Source organism: Mycolicibacterium llatzerense, assembly GCF_000878195.1.
Lineage (GTDB): Bacteria > Actinomycetota > Actinomycetes > Mycobacteriales > Mycobacteriaceae > Mycobacterium > Mycobacterium llatzerense.
Window position 1 is genome coordinate 77,497 of the sequence record NZ_JXST01000001.1, and the last position, 16,922, is coordinate 94,418.

The 16,922-nt window shown below is 64.6% G+C and carries 18 protein-coding genes; 11 read left to right on the plus strand and 7 right to left on the minus strand.

Annotation, left to right across the window (positions count from 1 at the left end; all coding sequences use genetic code 11):
- The first annotated feature begins 32 nt into the window (after positions 1 to 32).
- A complete protein-coding gene (locus TL10_RS00400) occupies positions 33 to 659 on the plus strand; it encodes a class I SAM-dependent methyltransferase (RefSeq protein ID WP_043983950.1) in 627 nt (208 codons plus the stop codon).
- Positions 660 to 803: 144 nt separating this feature from the next.
- On the opposite strand, the gene TL10_RS00405 is transcribed toward TL10_RS00400, so the two are convergent.
- Positions 804 to 1,166, minus strand: a complete 363-nt coding sequence (locus TL10_RS00405; protein ID WP_043390651.1) for an ArsR/SmtB family transcription factor — start codon at positions 1,164 to 1,166, stop codon at positions 804 to 806.
- An 83-nt stretch (positions 1,167 to 1,249) separates the two neighbouring features.
- Between TL10_RS00405 and TL10_RS00410 the strand changes: the two genes are divergently transcribed.
- Positions 1,250 to 3,199: a heavy metal translocating P-type ATPase gene (locus tag TL10_RS00410; RefSeq protein WP_043983951.1), complete on the plus strand. Its 1,950-nt coding sequence runs from the start codon at positions 1,250 to 1,252 to the stop codon at positions 3,197 to 3,199.
- Here TL10_RS00410 and rd read toward each other — a convergent pair.
- Positions 3,187 to 3,369 carry a rubredoxin gene (rd, locus tag TL10_RS00415; protein WP_043390653.1) on the minus strand — a complete coding sequence of 61 codons (183 nt, stop codon included), beginning with the start codon at positions 3,367 to 3,369 and terminating at the stop codon, positions 3,187 to 3,189. The two genes, TL10_RS00410 and rd, sit on opposite strands and share 13 nt — an antisense overlap.
- A 27-nt stretch (positions 3,370 to 3,396) precedes the next feature.
- Positions 3,397 to 4,479 (minus strand): fatty acid desaturase, encoded by a 1,083-nt coding sequence (locus TL10_RS00420; RefSeq protein ID WP_043983953.1) that lies wholly within the window; start codon positions 4,477 to 4,479, stop codon positions 3,397 to 3,399.
- An 83-nt stretch (positions 4,480 to 4,562) separates the two neighbouring features.
- On the opposite strand from TL10_RS00420, the gene TL10_RS00425 reads away from it, so the two are divergent.
- Together TL10_RS00425 and TL10_RS00430 are read left to right on the plus strand one after the other, a co-directional pair.
- Complete coding sequence (locus TL10_RS00425) at positions 4,563 to 5,279, plus strand: TetR family transcriptional regulator (protein ID WP_071286653.1); 717 nt, start codon at positions 4,563 to 4,565, stop codon at positions 5,277 to 5,279.
- Between the two features lie 43 nt (positions 5,280 to 5,322).
- On the plus strand, positions 5,323 to 6,534 hold the full coding sequence (locus TL10_RS00430) for an acyl-CoA dehydrogenase family protein (protein WP_043390659.1): 1,212 nt from the start codon (positions 5,323 to 5,325) through the stop codon (positions 6,532 to 6,534).
- Position 6,535: 1 nt separating this feature from the next.
- Here the strand turns inward: TL10_RS00430 and TL10_RS00435 are convergent, their stop codons facing one another.
- Positions 6,536 to 7,363: an SDR family oxidoreductase gene (locus TL10_RS00435; RefSeq protein ID WP_043983955.1), complete on the minus strand. Its 828-nt coding sequence runs from the start codon at positions 7,361 to 7,363 to the stop codon at positions 6,536 to 6,538.
- Positions 7,364 to 7,505: 142 nt separating this feature from the next.
- On the opposite strand from TL10_RS00435, the gene TL10_RS00440 reads away from it, so the two are divergent.
- From TL10_RS00440 to TL10_RS00470, 7 genes are all read left to right on the plus strand, one after another.
- Positions 7,506 to 8,891 (plus strand): aldehyde dehydrogenase family protein, encoded by a 1,386-nt coding sequence (locus TL10_RS00440; protein ID WP_043983956.1) that lies wholly within the window; start codon positions 7,506 to 7,508, stop codon positions 8,889 to 8,891.
- Positions 8,891 to 10,312, plus strand: a complete 1,422-nt coding sequence (locus TL10_RS00445) for a wax ester/triacylglycerol synthase family O-acyltransferase (RefSeq protein WP_043983958.1) — start codon at positions 8,891 to 8,893, stop codon at positions 10,310 to 10,312. Before TL10_RS00440 ends, TL10_RS00445 begins: the two co-directional genes overlap by 1 nt.
- A complete protein-coding gene (locus TL10_RS00450; RefSeq protein ID WP_043983959.1) occupies positions 10,312 to 11,274 on the plus strand; it encodes a PDR/VanB family oxidoreductase in 963 nt (320 codons plus the stop codon). Before TL10_RS00445 ends, TL10_RS00450 begins: the two co-directional genes overlap by 1 nt.
- Entirely contained in the window at positions 11,271 to 12,509 is a 1,239-nt protein-coding gene (locus tag TL10_RS00455; protein ID WP_043983961.1) for a cytochrome P450, read from the plus strand. The genes TL10_RS00450 and TL10_RS00455 overlap by 4 nt, the downstream gene beginning before the upstream one ends.
- A 2-nt stretch (positions 12,510 to 12,511) precedes the next feature.
- Positions 12,512 to 14,056 carry an acyl-CoA synthetase gene (locus tag TL10_RS00460; RefSeq protein WP_043983962.1) on the plus strand — a complete coding sequence of 515 codons (1,545 nt, stop codon included), beginning with the start codon at positions 12,512 to 12,514 and terminating at the stop codon, positions 14,054 to 14,056.
- A 16-nt stretch (positions 14,057 to 14,072) separates the two neighbouring features.
- The gene (locus TL10_RS00465; RefSeq protein ID WP_157850336.1) at positions 14,073 to 14,612 is read left to right on the plus strand and encodes a TetR/AcrR family transcriptional regulator; all 540 of its coding nucleotides are present in this window, start codon (positions 14,073 to 14,075) and stop codon (positions 14,610 to 14,612) included.
- Between the two features lie 84 nt (positions 14,613 to 14,696).
- Positions 14,697 to 15,260, plus strand: coding sequence for a TetR/AcrR family transcriptional regulator (locus tag TL10_RS00470; protein WP_052506257.1), 564 nt, complete (start codon positions 14,697 to 14,699; stop codon positions 15,258 to 15,260).
- Between the two features lie 23 nt (positions 15,261 to 15,283).
- Here TL10_RS00470 and TL10_RS00475 read toward each other — a convergent pair whose 3' ends face one another.
- Genes TL10_RS00475 through TL10_RS00485 form a run of 3 tightly spaced genes read right to left on the minus strand, consistent with a single transcriptional unit; the run spans position 15,284 to position 16,918 of the window.
- Positions 15,284 to 15,556: a cytochrome C oxidase subunit IV family protein gene (locus TL10_RS00475; RefSeq protein ID WP_043390675.1), complete on the minus strand. Its 273-nt coding sequence runs from the start codon at positions 15,554 to 15,556 to the stop codon at positions 15,284 to 15,286.
- A gap of 2 nt (positions 15,557 to 15,558) precedes the next feature.
- Positions 15,559 to 16,191 carry a cytochrome c oxidase subunit 3 family protein gene (locus TL10_RS00480; protein ID WP_338048585.1) on the minus strand — a complete coding sequence of 211 codons (633 nt, stop codon included), beginning with the start codon at positions 16,189 to 16,191 and terminating at the stop codon, positions 15,559 to 15,561.
- On the minus strand, positions 16,175 to 16,918 hold the full coding sequence (locus TL10_RS00485) for a hypothetical protein (RefSeq protein ID WP_043983967.1): 744 nt from the start codon (positions 16,916 to 16,918) through the stop codon (positions 16,175 to 16,177). The genes TL10_RS00480 and TL10_RS00485 overlap by 17 nt, the downstream gene beginning before the upstream one ends.
- Positions 16,919 to 16,922 lie beyond the last annotated feature (4 nt).

The window sequence follows — 16,922 nt, forward strand, 5'->3', positions numbered from 1 at the left end:
TGGTCCAACACTTTTCATCTGATCATGAACTCATGTTCCGAATCGAACAAGATGCCCATGGCCTACTCATCACCAACCCGCGTGGCTACCGCGTGTTCGCGACCGTGTTCTTCGGAGGTCGACGTCGCCATGATGCGGAGGTGGCTGCCGCGAGTGGCGCCGCGATGGGTCATTGTGTTCTTGATATTGCCTGCGGCACAGGCGAATTGGTGGCGGTACTTGCTGACCGAGTGGGGCCGGGCGGCACGGTCCTCGGCGTGGACGCCGCGCCGGAGATGGTCGAGTACGCTCGCGCGAACTCACGCGGATCGAACTGCCGGTTCGAGTACGGCATCGCGCAATCGCTTGACCTGCCGGACCGTTCTTTCGATGTGGTCACGTGTACTTTCGCCATGCACCACATTCCGGAGAGTGACCGGGATGCAGCCATTGCCGAGATGCACCGGGTGCTGCGTCCGGGCGGTTCCCTGCTGCTGGCCGACCTGGCAAGTGTGGGCATGCGTGGTGTCGTGACCCGTTTGCTCAGTCGGCATATGGATCCCGCTGAGATTGATATTCGCCGCTACCGGCAAGCGTTGGTGGAAAATGGTTTCCAACAAGTCGAGACGGCATTGGTGCGGCCTGCGACTCGTATCCTCACGGCCGTCAAGCCCGCATGAGAACTCAGTTCTCCGCGGCGAACTCCAACAGCTGCGCCGTGCCACTGCCGGTATCGGCAATGGGCGGGAACGAGTGACCGCTATCCGGGTCGAGCGCGATGGTGTGCGCGCCAGGCTCCGGCGATCGGGAGTCCCAGCAGGCGTCTAGCCTGCGTCGCCCGCACGGTCCGCTAGCCCCAGTCGCAGGTGCTCGCTGTGGTAGACGGCTTCGTCGAGCAGTTGCGCGACGTGGTTGTCGTAGAGGCTGTAGACGATGCTGCGTCCGCTGCGGGTGCCGCTCACCAGTCCGAGATTGCGCAGCAGGCGTAGCTGGTGGGAGACGAGGGACTGCTCGAGGCCGATCGCATCGGCGAGGTCCGTGACGGAGCGGGCACCTTGGCGTAGCTCGGTGAGAATCATCAGCCGGCTGGGGGTGGCCAGTGCCTGCAGTGTCGTTGCCACCTGAGCTGCGGCGTCGGCGTCGAGACGCCCGGTCGGGCGATCACGCCCCTCGACACCGTGTCCCATCGTTGTAGTGTACTTGCGCATACACATGAAGACGTGTTCATTTGTTCTGATAACGTTGGCCGCATGCGTTTGCGAGGTGCGTCATGGCGACGGTGACCCAGGTCGTCCCGCCGGTGACGGCCGGTACGGCGCTGAACCGGTCACGCCGCGGGTGGTTCGATCTATCCGAGATGCGCTGGGCTGCAGCAGCTTTGGTGTTGTTCCTGGCTGGTCTGGTGACGCAGCTGACCGGCGGGCCGACGTGGGCATGGTGGGCGATGTACTTGGCCTGCTACGTCACCGGTGGCTGGGAGCCGGCGCTGGCCGGTCTGCGGGCCCTCCGCGAGAAGACCCTCGATGTGGACTTGCTGATGGTCGTCGCCGCGATCGGCGCGGCATCCATCGGCCAGGTCACCGACGGTGCGTTGTTGATCGTCATCTTCGCGACCTCCGGGGCGCTGGAAGCGCTGGCGACCGCACGTACCGAGGATTCGGTCCGCGGTCTGCTGAACTTGGCCCCCGACACCGCGACCCGACTGTCGGACGACGGCGAGCAGGTGGTCAAGGCCGCTGAGCTCGCGGTCGGTGACGTGGTGTTGGTGCGGCCGGGGGAGCGGATCCCCGCCGACGCCACGGTGGTCGACGGCGCCAGCGAGGTTGACCAAGCGACGATCACCGGTGAGCCACTGCCCGTGGACAAGAGCGTCGGCGACGAAGTCTTCGCCGGCACGCTCAACGGCATTGGGGCGCTGCGGATCCAGGTGGACCGACGGGCTGCCGACTCGGTGGTGGCGCGCATCGCGGCACTGGTGGACGAGGCGTCGCGGACCAAAGCGCGCACGCAGCTGTTCATCGAGAAGGTCGAGCAGCGGTACTCGATCGGCATGGTCGTCGTCACCCTCGCGGTGTTCGTGGTGCCACTGCTCGCGGGAGACACTGTGCGCGAGGCCCTGCTGCGGGCCATGACCTTCATGATCGTGGCGTCTCCGTGCGCAGTGGTGCTGGCCACGATGCCGCCGCTGTTGGCGGCCATCGCGAATGCCGGACGTCACGGCGTGCTGGTCAAGTCGGCAGTGGTGATGGAACAGCTCGGCGCCACCACCCGCGTGGCCTTCGACAAGACCGGAACGCTGACCCGCGGCGCCCCTGAACTCGCGGAAATTCATTTGCTGACAGGCGATTTCACTGAAGCTCAGGTGCTGATGTTGGCGGCGGCGGCCGAACATCCCAGCGAGCACCCACTCGGCGCGGCCATCGTTCGTGCGGCGAAGGCACGTCGTCTGGCCTTCCCGCGTGTCGCCGATTTCGTCGCCGAACCGGGCCGGGGCGTGCGGGCCACTGTCGACGGACACGCGGTCACCGTGTCCGCGCCGTCGACCGCAAGCGCCGGCGCGGTGGCGCAGGTGGAACAACGCGGCTGCACCGCGGTGATCGTCGGGGTCGATGGCCGGCCTGTCGCTGTACTCGGACTGACCGACCAAGTGCGCCCGGACGCCGAGGCTGCAGTCGCCGGCATTGCCGACCTCACCGAGCAGCATCCGGTGCTGCTCACTGGCGATAATGCTGCTGCAGCAAGGCAATTGGCCGGTCAGGTCGGCATCGTCGAGGTGCGGGCCGGCCTGCTGCCGCACGACAAGGTGGCCGCCGTCCGCGAGTTGCAAGCCGACGGGACGCGCCTCGTCATGGTCGGTGACGGCATCAATGACGCGCCCGCGCTGGCCGCTGCGCATGCCGGTATCGCGATCGGTGGTGCGGGATCGGACCTGACGTTGCAGACCGCGGACGCGGTGGTTATCGGTGATGACCTGCGCGCCATTCCCGCGGTGATCGCACTGTCCCGACGAGCCCGGCGTGTGGTGATGGCCAACCTGGCCATTGCCGCGACATTCATTGCCGTGCTGGTGGTTTGGGACCTGTTCGGCACGTTACCCCTGCCGTTGGGGGTGGCGGGCCACGAGGGGTCGACGGTCATCGTCGGGCTCAACGGCCTGCGGATGCTGCGCAATGGCGCCTGGCGGACTGCGGCAGCGTCAGCTTCGAATCATTCTTCGTAGGGGACGAACTCGTCCTTGCTGACACCGCAGACGGGGCACACCCAGTTGTCGGGGATGTCCTCGAACGCGGTGCCGGGGGCGATCCCGCTGTCAGGGTCGCCGTCGGCGGGGTCGTAGATCATGCCGCAGCGCACGCATATCCACAGCTGGGCGGTTTGGGTCTCGGTCATGTTTTTCCGTTCGGAGAAGTGGTGCGGTCAGGGCTCGACGTGCGCCGGGGCGAGGCTGAAGCGGTTGGCCCGGTAGAAGGTGCCGAAGTCGTTGAACCGGACACCGTTGTCGCGCAGTACTTTCTGGCAATCGTGCTTGATCGCCTCGCGCAGGTAGAACGGGTCGCGGACCAGGAAGTGGTGGATGGCATGAGTCTCGCCGAAGTTGAAGCAGAGGGCGTGGAAGGGCTTGAGCCACCTGGCCGTCCATACCTGGGTCTGCTGCATGACGTTGTGCTTCTCGACGTCGCCGTAGTAGTGCATGTTGGAGCTGACGAAGTGCAGGCAGAACGTGCGCACCGCGTTCGGTGCCAGCAGCGTGACGGCGACGAAGTTCAAGGCCGTCACCCAGCTGCCGGAAATGCTGGTGCCGGTGACGAATTCGAACAGGTGCAAGCCGATGAACAGGTGCCACAGCGTGTAGTGGATGATCCCCAGCGGGAAGTAGACCGCGAGTGTCTTGGCGGCGAGTTGGCGCGCCTCCTCGGCGGAACGGGCCTCGTGGTTGATGTAGGCGGTGACGATGGCCCGCTGCCGGAGCGGCTTGCTGTAGATGCCGAGCATCGAGTCGAACAGGCTGAGCAGCCGGTGGCTGCCCCAGCCTTCGCCGTTGGTGATGCCGCGTTCCTCGAGGTCGGAATCGGTGCCCGAGACCTCGTGGTGGTGCAGGTGCAGCGTCCGCCGGATCCAGGGATTGATGGTGCTCGGCCGGAAGAACCAGACCCCGAACATCATCACGTTGTGCACCGCGCGGTTCTGCCGGAAATACATCGAGTGGATGAGGTCGTGCTCCAGTTCGTGCAGCAATGACAGCCAGAACGCGGTGATCAGGATGGTCGCGTACCAGGGCAGGATGCCGGCCGCGTAGAGCGCGGCATCGACGACTACGCCGGCGATAGACATCAGGAAGATCGCCATCCCGACCCCGTCCTGGTGAGCGGTGAGGAACGGATGGCGCTCGCGCCAGCCGTTGCCGATGCGGATGAGCTCGCCCCGGATCTCGGCGATCCGGTCGCGGTCTTCTTCGGCGAGGTTGCGCTCGCCGGGTAGGCGGGTCGCGATGCGTGCCATGATCTCTCCATTCGAGTTAGAGAACGAATGTTCCGTAAGATATGGTTGCCGGTATGTCGAGGTCAATAGCTAGAATTGGATTCGTGACCGGTGACACAGAGAACAGACGCTCTCTATCCGTCGAGGCGGACTCCGGCAAGGGGCGGGATCGGCATGGGCGCCGGACACAGCAGGAACGCCGCGAGCACACGCGCCGTGCGCTGATGACGGCGGCGCTGGATCTGACGGCCAGCGGGTCGAGCTTCGACGCGCTTAGCCTGCGGCAACTGGCCAGCAAGGCAGGTGTCGCGCCGTCGGCGTTCTATCGCTACTTCCAGTCGCTCGATGACCTCGGCCTTGCGGTGATTCATGAGACGTTTCGCACGCTGCGCGAGATCATGGGCGAGATGGCCAATCTCGACATCGATTCGTCCGGCGGCGCCATCCACGTCGGTGTGCAGGCACTTCGTGGTGTGGTCTCGCGCGACCATGCGCACCTGGCGTTCCTGGCTCGCCAACGCGCGGCCGGCCATTCGGTACTCCGGCGTGAGATCCGGTCGGAGATCCGCTTGTACGCCAGCCAGTTGGCCACCTACATGGCCCGGTTCGAGCCCATTCGGTCGTGGAGCGTCGGTGATGTGGAGATGCTGTCGAGCATGTTGATGGCCACCATTCTCGCTGGTATCGATTCGATGCTCGAGGTCATCGCGCGCGGGCTCGACGAAGAGACCACGGCGCGCGACCTGGACGCGGCCACCGCGATGCTCGAGCGCCAAATTCGGTACCTATACGTCGGTGGTACCGCTTGGCGCAGCAGTTGATGGATTGTGGAACTGAAACCCTTTGACTACCAACAGGAGTGACATGACATTCTCACTGCAGCTCAGCGATGACGTCATCGAGGTGCGCGACTGGGTGCACCAATTCGCCGCAGACGTCGTACGCCCTGCCGCCGCGGAATGGGACGAGCGGGAACAGACTCCGTGGCCGATCATCCAGGAGGCGGCGAAAATCGGGCTGTACTCACCGGAGCTGTTCGCCACCCAGGCCGCCGAGCCGAGCGGGCTCGGCATGCTCACCGTGTTCGAGGAATTGTTCTGGGGTGACGCCGGCATCGCGCTGTCGATCATGGGTACGGGTCTGGCCGCCGCGGCCTTGGCAGGTAACGGGACTCCTGAACAGATAGGTCGCTGGCTGCCGGAAATGTTCGGCACGGCCGCGGATCCGAAGGTCGCGGCCTTCTGTTCATCTGAGCCCGACGCCGGCTCGGACGTCGGGTCCATCCGGGCCCGGGCCCGGTATGACGAGGCCACCCGTGAGTGGGTGCTCAATGGAACCAAGACCTGGGCCACCAACGGTGGCATCGCCAACGTGCACATCGTGGTCGTGTCGGTGTACCCGGAGCTCGGGTCGCGCGGCCAGGCCAGCTTCGTCATCGGACCGGACACCAAGGGCTTGACCCAGGGGCAGAAGTTCAAGAAGCACGGCATCCGGGCGTCGCATACCGCCGAGGTGGTGCTCGACAACGTGCGGCTGCCGGAGGACGCGATCCTCGGCGGCCGGGAGAAGTTTGAGGCCCGGGTGGCTCGGGTGAAGTCGGGTGCGTCGGCGGGCGGCCAGGCCGCGATGAAGACGTTCGAGCGGACACGTCCGACGGTCGGCGCGATGGCAGTCGGGGTGGCCCGGGCCGCCTACGAATATGCCCTCGAATATGCCTGCCAGCGTGAGCAATTCGGCAAGAAGATCGGTGAATTCCAGGCCGTCGCTTTCAAGCTGGCGGACATGAAGGCCCGCATCGACGCCGCCCGGCTGTTGGTGTGGCGGGCCGGCTGGATGGCGCGCAACAATGTGCCGTTCGAAAATGCCGAGGGCTCGATGGCGAAGCTGGTGGCCAGCGAAACCGCCGTGTACGTGACCGACGAGGCGATTCAGATTCTCGGCGGCAACGGGTACACCCGTGACTATCCGGTCGAGCGGATGCACCGAGATGCCAAGATCTTCACCATCTTCGAGGGCACCAGTGAGATTCAGCGGTTGGTCATCTCGCGGGCAGTGACGGGTCTGACGATCCGCTGAACTACGACTCGTCGATGCGGTGCTGGTACTCGGCGCGGGCTTTCGGGTCGAAGTCGAGGAAGGTGCTGTATGCGCCCAACTGCGTGTTGATGGCATCGCGCAGCCGGCGCCCGATGAGGGGCTGCGTGCGCAGGATCGGTCCGATGACCTTGGGCACGAACACATCCGCAGTTGGCCGTGCGACGGCATCCACGATCGCCTGAGCGACATCTTCGGGCTGCGCTGTCGGGATGAACTTCAGGCCGGCGGTCCCGGCGATGAGCTCGGTGTTGGTGAATGACGGCATGACGCAGGTGAATTGCACGCCCGTATCGGCATATTCGACGCGGGCGGTCTCGGTGAGCGCGATGACGGCGGCCTTGGTGCCGCAGTAGGTGAGGCCACCGGGCACCGGCGTCTTGCCGGCCGACGAGGCGATGTTGATGATGTGGCCCGAGCCGCGTTCCACCATGGCCGGCAGCGCCAGGTGCATGCCGTTGATGCAACCCATGACGTTGATCTCGACGGCGCGGCGGTGCCTGTCGGCGGACTGATCGAGGAACCGCCCGATCGGCATGATCCCGGCGTTGTTGATCAGAACGTCGAGCGGGGCGTCGGCCGTCGCCTCTTTGTGGAACGCCGCGAAGGACTCGTAGTCGGACACATCCACTGGGAAAGACTCGGTGCCGGGGCCCACGATGTCGGCGGCAGCTGCTGCCGACTCATTGTCCAGGTCGCCGATCACGATGGTGGCTCCGCGCTGGTACAACGCCCTGGCGGTGGCCAGACCGATGCCGCGGCCCGCGCCGGTGATCGCGATCCGTCGTCCACGTAGGGAAGTGGCGCTCATGGGTGATTCCTCTCGTCGTTCCGGTTCAAATGTAGGTCCACATATATTTCCTGCGCAAGAGGTCTTGACTGTCATATATAACGTAACTTACATTTCAAATGTCGCGTAGACGGTACGGAATCTGACGAAGGTGGTGAAGCGAGTGGTTGGTTCAACGGCGTACGAGCAGGAGACCGCGGTGGTCGACACGCTGCGCACGGTGTTCGCCACCGGTCGCACGCGCGACCTGTCGTGGCGGATCGAGCAGCTGCGCGGCATCGAGCGACTGTGTGAGGAACGTGAGCAGCAGATCGTCGATGCCCTCGCCGCCGACTTGGGCCGCTCGGCGTTCGAGGGTTGGCTGGCCGACATCGCCTCCACCAAGGCCGAGGCGGCCTACGCGCGTAAGCACCTCAAGAAGTGGATGCGCCGACGTCCCGTCGGTCTGCCGCTGAGCCAACTACCGGCCAAGGGCTGGGTGCAGTACGACCCGCTCGGCGTGGTGCTGGTCATCGGCCCGTGGAACTACCCCTTCTATCTGAGCGTCAGCCCGCTGGTCGCCGCTGTCGCCGCCGGCAACTGCGCCGTCGTCAAGCCCTCCGAACTTGCCCCAGCGACCTCTGCGCTCCTCGCACGACTCCTGCCGCAATACCTCGACCCGGACGCGATCAAGGTCGTCGAAGGGGACGGCGCGACGACGCAGGCGCTACTGGCTCAGGGTTTCGATCACGCTCTGTTCACCGGCGGCACCGAGGTGGGTAGGAAGATCATGGCCGGCGCGGCGCCGACGCTGACCCCCGTCACGCTGGAGTTGGGCGGCAAGAGTCCGGTCATCGTGACTGCGGACGCCGACATCGACGTCGCCGCCCGGCGCATCGCCTGGGTGAAACTGCTCAACTCGGGGCAGACCTGCATCGCGCCGGACTACGTACTGGCCGAGCGAGCCATCGCGGGCGAACTCGTGGCCAAGATCGCCGAAAACGTCGAACGATTCCGGTCGGCCGAGCCGAACACCTCGCAGCGAATCGTCAACGACCGTCAGTTCGATCGGCTCGCCAGGTTGATCGGCACGACGACCGGCACCGTGGTGATGGGCGGCGGCTCCGATCGATCGACGCTGCGCATGGAACCTACCGTCATTCTCGATCCGGCGGCGGACGATCCGGTCATGGCCGACGAGATCTTCGGCCCGATCCTGCCGGTGATTCGCATCGGCTCAGTCGACGCGGCAGTGCGATACGTCAACGCCAAGCCGAAACCCTTGGCGCTGTATGTGTTCACCGAGTCGACGGCGCAGGCGCGGCACATCATCGACGCGGTTCCGTCCGGCGGCGCTGTCGTCAACCACATCGCGATGCATGTGTTGGTGCCGCAGTTGCCGTTCGGTGGCGTGGGGGCCAGCGGCATGGGTGCGTACCACGGCCGGTGGGGATTCGAAGCGATGAGTCACCACCGCGCCGTGCTGGCCAAGCGCAGCAGTCCGGACCCGCAGATGTTCTACCCGCCATATGGGCGTCTGGCGAAGAAGCTCATGCGAAAGGTGTTCTGATGCGCCGCCTTTCGAGCCTGGATGCCCAGTTCCTGGCAGCAGAAACCCGCACGTTCGGCTCGCATTACAGCGGGCTGGCCGTTTTCGAAACCGGTGACAGTACGACCATCACCGCCGCAACGATGCGGAGTCGGGTGGCGGCCTGTATCGATCAGCTTCCGCCATTGCATTGGAAGGTGATGGAAGTTCCGCTCGGGCTTGATCATCCGGTCTTCATCGAGGCGGAGGTCAACCTGGACGATCACATCTTCGAGTCGACGCTGCCGGAGCAGGCCGACGACGAAATGCTGGGCCGGGCGGTGGCCGACATCTTGTCGACGCGCCTGGATCGAGACAAGCCGTTGTGGCGGCTGGACGTCATCCACGGCCTTCCCGATCGCACTGCTGTGGTGATCACGCTGCACCACGCGGCTGCCGACGGGATCGCGGCCAGCGAAGTCCTGGCCGCGATCCTCGACAACGCGGTGTCGCCGGAACTCGAAACGCGACGCCGATCGGAAGCTGCGCCAAACCCGTTGGGGCTGGCCGTCCGTGGACTGGCAGCGCTCCCCGTTCGTGGCGTTCGGGCGCTGCTGGCCGCCCCTCAGACCTTGGCGCACCTGGATCAGGTGCCGGCCATCCGTGCGCTGCCAGGAGTACACACCCTGGCGCAGACGGTGCGCCGCGACGGAGCTGCGAAGCCTCTCAACGCACCGCGAACTCGGTTCAACGTGAAACTTTCCGGCGCTCGGACCGTGGCATACGGGACGGTGTCGTTCGGTGAGATCAAGGCGCTGAAAGCGCATTTCGGGATCACCGTCAACGATGTGGTGATCGCCTTGTGCGCCGGTGCGCTGCGGCGCCGACTCACCGAGACCGGCGACCTGCCGACGGGGCCGCTGGTCGCCTACATTCCGGTATCGAAGCGGTCGCCCGATACGCAGGATCGCTTCGGCAACGCGATCAGTTCCATCATCGCGCCGGTGCCGGTACACCTGCCGAAACCTGTTGACCGACTGCGTTTTGCGCACGAAACGATGACGGCGGCGAAACAGCGCACCAGCGACGCGCCGGACACCCTGCTCAGCGACGTGAACGATCCGATTCCGGTACCGATCTTCGGGATCGCCGCGCGTGGCCTGATGGAACTGACCTCATCGCGATTCGCCCGGCCGCCGATCAACATGGTCATCTCCAACGTGCCCGGCTCGCCGTCCGCGATGACGTGCGAGGGGGCTCCGCTGGTGGCGACCTACCCGGGCAGCCTCGTGTTCGACGGCTTCGCCCTCAACATCACCGTGGTCAGCTACCAGGACGGTCTCGACATCGGAATCGTCGGTGATGCAACCGCTTTGCCGGATGCATGGGACCTGTTGGCGGATTTCCGCAGCGAATTGGACGAACTGTCTGCCTTGGTCGATTCAGAAAGGAGTGCGCACTGATGTCTGCGACGGACGTCGAACTGGTGGTGCGGCGGCGGGAGACAGCTGCCGATGGCGTGGTGACCCTGGACCTCGTCGAACCCGATGGCAACGAACTGCCCGCGTGGGAGCCCGGCGCCCACATCGACCTGCTGCTCGACGAGGGGCTGGTGCGTCAGTACTCGCTCTGCGGTGATCCGCGCGAGACCGGCACCTGGCGGGTCGGCGTCCTGCTCGACCCGAACAGCCGGGGCGGATCCCAGCATGTCCACGCGCACCTGCAGGAAGGCTCCGCTGTCCGGGTTCGCGGACCCCGCAACAATTTTCCGCTCGTAGCGGCGCCGAGGTACCTGTTCATCGCGGGTGGCATCGGTATCACGCCGATGAAGGCCATGGCCGAAAGCGCGGAGCGCGCGGGCCTCGATTGGTCCATGCTCTACCTCGGCCGCTCGCGGTCCTCGATGGCCTTTCAACAGGAACTGCAGGACACCTACGGTGACCGCGTCACGGTGTGGGCCGACGACGAGCGCGGTGGATTTTTTGACCTGGCCTCTGTGCTGGCGGAGCCGTCGGATGGCACGGTGATCTACAGTTGCGGGCCGGAGCCGCTGCTCGCGGCAGTCGAAAAGCATTGTGCGCATTGGCCGGACGGCAGCCTGCATGTCGAGCGGTTCACCGCCAAAGCGCCGGCCGCCGAAACCCTCGAGCAGGCGCTGGACACCTACCAGGTGATCTGCCAGCGCTCGGCCATCACCGTCGAGGTGTCGGACGGCGTTCCGATGCTGGAGGCGTTGGAAGACGCCGGCGTTCCCATCATGTCGTCCTGCGGTGAAGGCGTCTGCGGCACCTGCCGGGCCACCGTCCTGGAAGGCACTCCCGATCACCGCGACTCACTGCTCACTGACGCCGAACGCGCGTCCGGAGACGTCATCCTGCCCTGTGTTTCCCACTCCCTATCCGGAAAGTTGGTGCTTGACCTATGACCGTTCAATCCGACATCGACCTGGCCACAGTCGATCTCACCGACCTGTCGTACTTCCAGGACGGGCCGCCGCATGAGTTGTTCGCGCGCATGCGTAAGGCGGCGGGTCCGCATTGGAACGCGCTCACCGACGCCGACGAACCCGGTTTCTGGTCGTTCACGAAATACGCCGACATCCAGGCGATCAGCAGCAACTCCGAACTGTTCTCCTCAGCCCGGGGTGGGGTCTTCTTCACCGCCTCCATGGGCGCCGCACCGATCGAGGCGCTGCGCGAAGTGATCCTCGGGATGGACCCGCCGCGGCACACGCAGCAGCGCATGGTGGTGCAGGCGGTCTTCACCCCACGGATGATCCGGCAGATGGAAGCCGAAGTCCGTGCCACGGTGGCCCGGCTGATCGATGACGTAATCGAAAGAGGTACCTGCGACTTCGTCGAGGAGATCGCTGTCGAGCTGCCTCTCATCGTCATCGCCGACATGCTCGGCGTCGTGCAGGAAGACCGCCGGCAGCTGTTCGAGTGGACCAACATGCTGTCGCGTGCGGCGGCGACCGGTGATTCTCAGATGGGCATGGGCGCCCTGATCCAGATCGGTGGTTACCTGACGGCGCTGACCGCCGCGCGCAAGGAGAACCCCGGCACGGATTTGTTGTCGCGGATGCTGACCGCCGAGGTGGACGGCGAGCGCCTGTCCGAAGCCGAAATCACCTTTTTCTTCGCGATTCTGATGTTCGCGGGCAACGACACCACGCGCAACACCGCCTCGGGCGGCCTTCGTGCGCTCATCGAGAATCCGGCGGAGCGGCAGAAGCTGCTCGACGACCCGGAACTGATCCCCGGCGCCGTCGAGGAGATGCTGCGCTGGGTGTCGCCCGTGGTGTACTTCACCCGCACCGTCACTGCCGACACCGTCGTCGGCGGGCACGCGCTGAAAGAGGGTGAGCGCGTGTGCCTGTGGTACCCGGCCGGCTCCCGCGATCCGGAGAAGAACGAGGACCCCGAGACGTTCAACGTCTCGCGCGGCAAGGTGCCGCACATGGCGTTCGGCGGCGGCGGAGCGCACTTCTGCCTCGGTAATCAGTTGGCACGTCTGGAATTGCGGGTGTTGTTCGAGGAGCTCCTGCGCCGCATCCCGGACATGGAGATCACCGGCCCGGTGAACCGGCTGGTGTCGACATTCTCCAACGAATTGACCTCGATGCCGGTCACTTTCACGCCCGGCAGCAGGGAAGGCTGACGATGTTCCCAGGGACGCACGCACTGATGACGCCCGACAAGGCGGCCGTCATCATGGCTGAATCGGGGCGCATCGTCAGCTACCGCGAACTCGATGACAGCTCGCGCCAACTCGCCGTCGCATTGGCTGATCTCGGCCTCGTCAAGGGTGACGTCATTGCGATGCTCAGCGACAACGCCGCCGAGTGCTTCACCATCTACTGGGCGGCCCTGCGGTCTGGGCTGTACCTGACCGCGGTGAACTTCCATCTCACGGCCGACGAGGTCGCCTACATCGTCGACGACTGCGAAGCCAAGGTGCTGATCGCCGCCGGTGGCCTGGGCGAGTTGGCCGAGCAGGTGCGGGTCCTGGTGCCCGGCGTCGAACACGCCTACAGCTTCGGTGGCGATCTGACCGGATTCGGCTCGTACGCCGACCTTTTGGCGTGCGCCGGTGATCGAACTCTCGCCGACCAGCCGCGCGGCAGCGACATGCTGTACTCGTCGGGCACCACCGGGCGCCCGAAGGGGATCAAACCGCCGCTGCTGCCGATTCAGGTAGGCGAGCCGGGAGACCCGATCACCGGACTGCTGGGCACTGCGTTCGGTGTGACCGCTGATGATGTCTATCTGTCTCCCGCGCCGATCTACCACGCCGCACCGCTGCGGTGGTGCGGCGCGATCCAAGCGCACGGCGGCACCGTCGTGGTGCTGGAGAGGTTCAAGGCCGACCGCGCGCTGGCCGCGATTCAGCAGTACCGGGCGACCGCCATCCAGGTGGTGCCGACGATGTTCGTGCGGATGCTGCAAATGTCGGACGAGGAGCGCACGTCGTACGACCTGTCGAGTCTGCGCTTGGCAATCCACGCTGCCGCACCGTGTCCCCCCGATGTCAAGGAGGCGATGATCGCTTGGTGGGGAACGATTCTCGTCGAGTACTACTCGTCGACCGAAGCGTGCGGGTTCACCGTCATCAACTCGCACGAGTGGCTGGACAAGCGCGGATCCGTCGGCCGCAGCATGCTGGGACCGGTCCACATCTGCAGTGATGATGGCGCTGAATTACCTTTTGGCGAACCAGGATTGGTGTACTTCGAGCGTGACGTTCGTCCGTTCGAATATCACAACGACCCGGCCAAGACCAAGGAGGCCGAGCACCCGGCGCACGCCAATTGGACCACCGTCGGTGATATCGGCTACGTCGACGCGGACGGTTATCTCTTTCTGACAGACCGGAAGTCGTTCATGATCATTTCCGGTGGGGTCAACATTTATCCGCAGGAAGTGGAGGACGCACTCGCATTGCACCCTGCGGTGTTCGATGTGGCTGTCATCGGGGTACCGGATCCGGCCATGGGTCAACAAGTCAAGGCGGTGGTCCAGCTGCGCGAGGGGGTGGAGCCCAGCGACGAATTGGCCGAGCTGCTCATCGCGCACTCCCGGAGCAAGGTGGCGGCGTTCAAGACGCCCAAGACCGTCGACTTCGTCGAGAGCCTGCCACGTACGCCGACGGGAAAGCTGGTCAAGCGGACGCTGGTGCAGCGATACGCAGCCGCTCCGGCCGGCTGATGCGATGAGGCGAATCGTGAGCGTCGACGATTACTTCGACGCGGCGATCGAACTGCTTGTGACGGAGGGGCCGGGCAGCATCAAGGTCGGCTCGCTGTGTTCTTCGTTGGGCGTGACGACTGGGTCGTTTTATGGTTACTTCCGGGGGCTGGAAGATTTCGTCGAAGCGCTGCTGGCTGCCCGTTTGTCGACGCAGAACCGGCGACTGGCCGAACTGACCGCCAGTCGCGTGTCGTCCGCGATGCGGATGGCGCACCTGCGGGAAGTCGCACGGGATGTTCCGCACCACGCCGAGGCCGCGTTGCGGACATGGGCGGCAGGCAATCGGGCCGTGGCACGGCTGCAGCAGCGCCTCGACGAGGAGCGGGTTGCCACTCTCGTCGAATTCCTTCGCCCCATCGTGGTCTCGCCCGAAGTGGCGGCGCGGCTCGGGGACTTCGGGATGGTCTTCCTGATCGGGTGGCAACATCGTCACGCCGGCGCCTGCGGCCCGGAGTTCGACGTCATGTTCGACCACTTCGAGGCAGTCATACGCCAATACGCATGGGCTGGGTAGCTGCACGTCGGCCGCAAATGTAAGGATCATTACATCGAACCGGCGCAGAGCCGGGGACTTGTTGAACTCGCGGGAGGAATTGCCGTGCGCCTCTTGGTTACACGTGAGCAGTATTTCGACGCAGCCATGACGTTGTTGGCCACCGACGGCGTCGGCAAGCTGAAGATCGCCACGTTGTGTGGGGCCCTCAATGTCACGACCGGATCGTTCTACGGGTACTTCGGCAGTCTCGACGGATTCGTCGCCGAATTCCTCGCCTATTGGGAAGAGACCCAGACTGAGCGGTTGGGGCAGTTGGCTGGGGTCCCAGGAGATCTCGCCGCGCGAGTCCACCTGTTGAAGCGCCTGACCGCAGGGCTTCCCCATTCCGCGGAAGCCGCGATACGTGGCTGGGCCCATACCGACGCTCAGGTCGCAGCCGCCCAGAAGCGGGTGGACGACCGTCGCATCGACATCGTCACCAACCTCCTCGCACCCGCCGTCGGGTCGCGCCGGGAAGCAGCGACCCTGGCGATAATGGGTGTGACACTGCTGATCGGGATCCAGCAGTGGCGTTCACCGGTGACCACAAGGGATTTCAACCGCATCTTCAACGAATATGAAAAGGTGCTGTTCGCTCGGATGACCGGCGACGAGAGCATCGCGTAGCGGCCCGGTCGGTCGGCTCGCCTTCAGGCCAGCAGATACATCACCGACAGCACCCCGAGCAGTACGAGGCAGAAGAACTCGAATAGGCCACGCAACGCCCACGGCGCCGCGCGAAGCTCCATGAAATAGAGGCCGACCAGGCGTGCCTTGAAGATGGCCACCACGAAGATCGCCAGGCTCGCTGCCACGTGCGCGCCGCCGCTCGCTGTCTGACTCCCGATCACCCATTGGGCCAGTGTCAGCGCAACGAGAACCGCCCAGGCCAGCGACGCCTTGCTCAGTACCAGAGTCGCCATGATCAGTGCACCAGGAAGACGAGCGGAAAGATGATGAGCCACAACAGGTCCACCATGTGCCAAAAACACCCGCCGCCCTCGAAGACCGCAACCTGAGTTCGCGTGGTCTCGGTTCTGCGCGCGAACCGCCACAGCACCAGCAGCACGATCAGTCCGACGATCACGTGGACGAGGTGTAACCCGGTCAGCGCGAAGTAGTAGAGGAAGAACTCGTTGGTGTTCGGCGTGATACCTGCCGCGACCTTTGTGCGGTACTCGATGACCTTTACGATCACGAAACAGGAACCCACCAGTGCGCCCGCCAAAGTGAGGCGGGCGGCCAGGTGTCGAAACTGCGTACTTCGCATCGCCCTGACCGCCAATACGATCAACATGGAGCTGCAGAGCAGCACCAGTGTGTTGGCCACTCCAAGGGTCCGGTTCAGGGCCAGTTGAGACTCCGCGAACAGCGCCCGGTTGTGGCTGCGGCTGTTCAGATACGCGCCGAACAACATCGTGAAAAGCAGCATGTCGCCGAAGATCAAGACCCAAACCCCTTGTTCGCCAGGCACATGTTTGGCCGGTGGGCAGGGGTCCGCGGTCGGTTCGACCGGCCGAGGGCGCGTCGAGAGGCTGCCGTCAGGCAACTTCGGCACCTTCGAGCTCTCGGTCTTCGGCCTCCAGTCGCTGCAATGCCGCGCGGGTCAACGGCACCATGGCAAAGAGGTAGACGAAGAACATGACGAAGACAAGCCAGAAGGTGATCAAACCCTGCCAAGCGAATGGCCCACGGGTCATGAACGAGATCATCGTCGTCGAGATGAACGTCGCACACGTGAAGAATCCCACCCAGGCGATCCACGAAGGGAACAGCGGCTTTTGCCGCTTGTCGGTCAGCATGGCGAAACCGATTGCGCCCCATTGGATAGTGAAGATCATGAATGGCGGGTCGAAGATGAACCAGCCGAGGTCATACAACATCTGAATGTTCTCGTTGGATCGGACACCCGGGCGAAAGGCCGCGGTCATCCAGCAGATCGCCGGCCCGAGCAAGGTGATCATGGCGACCGCGCCGCTGATCGCCTGCAGCTGCGGCAGAACGCTCATGGAGTCTTTCTGCATGCGCTCCATGAGCTTGCACATGGCGATGGTCCAGGTGAGATAGAAGGGAATCGACAAGAACATCAACACCATGCCGATGCGGATGTTGACACTGTTGTCCCGGAAGTAGGTGCCGATCTGGTCAGCGGAGAGGTGGGCCGCCGGTGGCGGAAAGAACCCGCCGAATACCGCGAAGCCGAGCAAGCTGACGATGCAGAGAAGCAGGATCGAGTAGTTGCACAGGTGCAGAACGCGATAACTGGTACGACGTGCTGGGTTCATGGTG

Coding starts and splice junctions, on each gene's coding strand:
- TL10_RS00455 (WP_043983961.1), top strand. CDS start 11,271: ATGACCGTTCAATCCGACATCGACCTGGCCACAGTCGATCTCACCGAC.
- TL10_RS00410 (WP_043983951.1), top strand. CDS start 1,250: ATGGCGACGGTGACCCAGGTCGTCCCGCCGGTGACGGCCGGTACGGCG.
- rd (WP_043390653.1), bottom strand. CDS start 3,369: ATGACCGAGACCCAAACCGCCCAGCTGTGGATATGCGTGCGCTGCGGC.
- TL10_RS00435 (WP_043983955.1), bottom strand. CDS start 7,363: ATGAGCGCCACTTCCCTACGTGGACGACGGATCGCGATCACCGGCGCG.
- TL10_RS00450 (WP_043983959.1), top strand. CDS start 10,312: ATGTCTGCGACGGACGTCGAACTGGTGGTGCGGCGGCGGGAGACAGCT.
- TL10_RS00475 (WP_043390675.1), bottom strand. CDS start 15,556: ATGGCGACTCTGGTACTGAGCAAGGCGTCGCTGGCCTGGGCGGTTCTC.
- TL10_RS00445 (WP_043983958.1), top strand. CDS start 8,891: ATGCGCCGCCTTTCGAGCCTGGATGCCCAGTTCCTGGCAGCAGAAACC.
- TL10_RS00460 (WP_043983962.1), top strand. CDS start 12,512: ATGTTCCCAGGGACGCACGCACTGATGACGCCCGACAAGGCGGCCGTC.
- TL10_RS00405 (WP_043390651.1), bottom strand. CDS start 1,166: ATGGGACACGGTGTCGAGGGGCGTGATCGCCCGACCGGGCGTCTCGAC.
- TL10_RS00420 (WP_043983953.1), bottom strand. CDS start 4,479: ATGGCACGCATCGCGACCCGCCTACCCGGCGAGCGCAACCTCGCCGAA.
- TL10_RS00485 (WP_043983967.1), bottom strand. CDS start 16,918: ATGAACCCAGCACGTCGTACCAGTTATCGCGTTCTGCACCTGTGCAAC.
- TL10_RS00430 (WP_043390659.1), top strand. CDS start 5,323: ATGACATTCTCACTGCAGCTCAGCGATGACGTCATCGAGGTGCGCGAC.
- TL10_RS00400 (WP_043983950.1), top strand. CDS start 33: ATGTTCCGAATCGAACAAGATGCCCATGGCCTACTCATCACCAACCCG.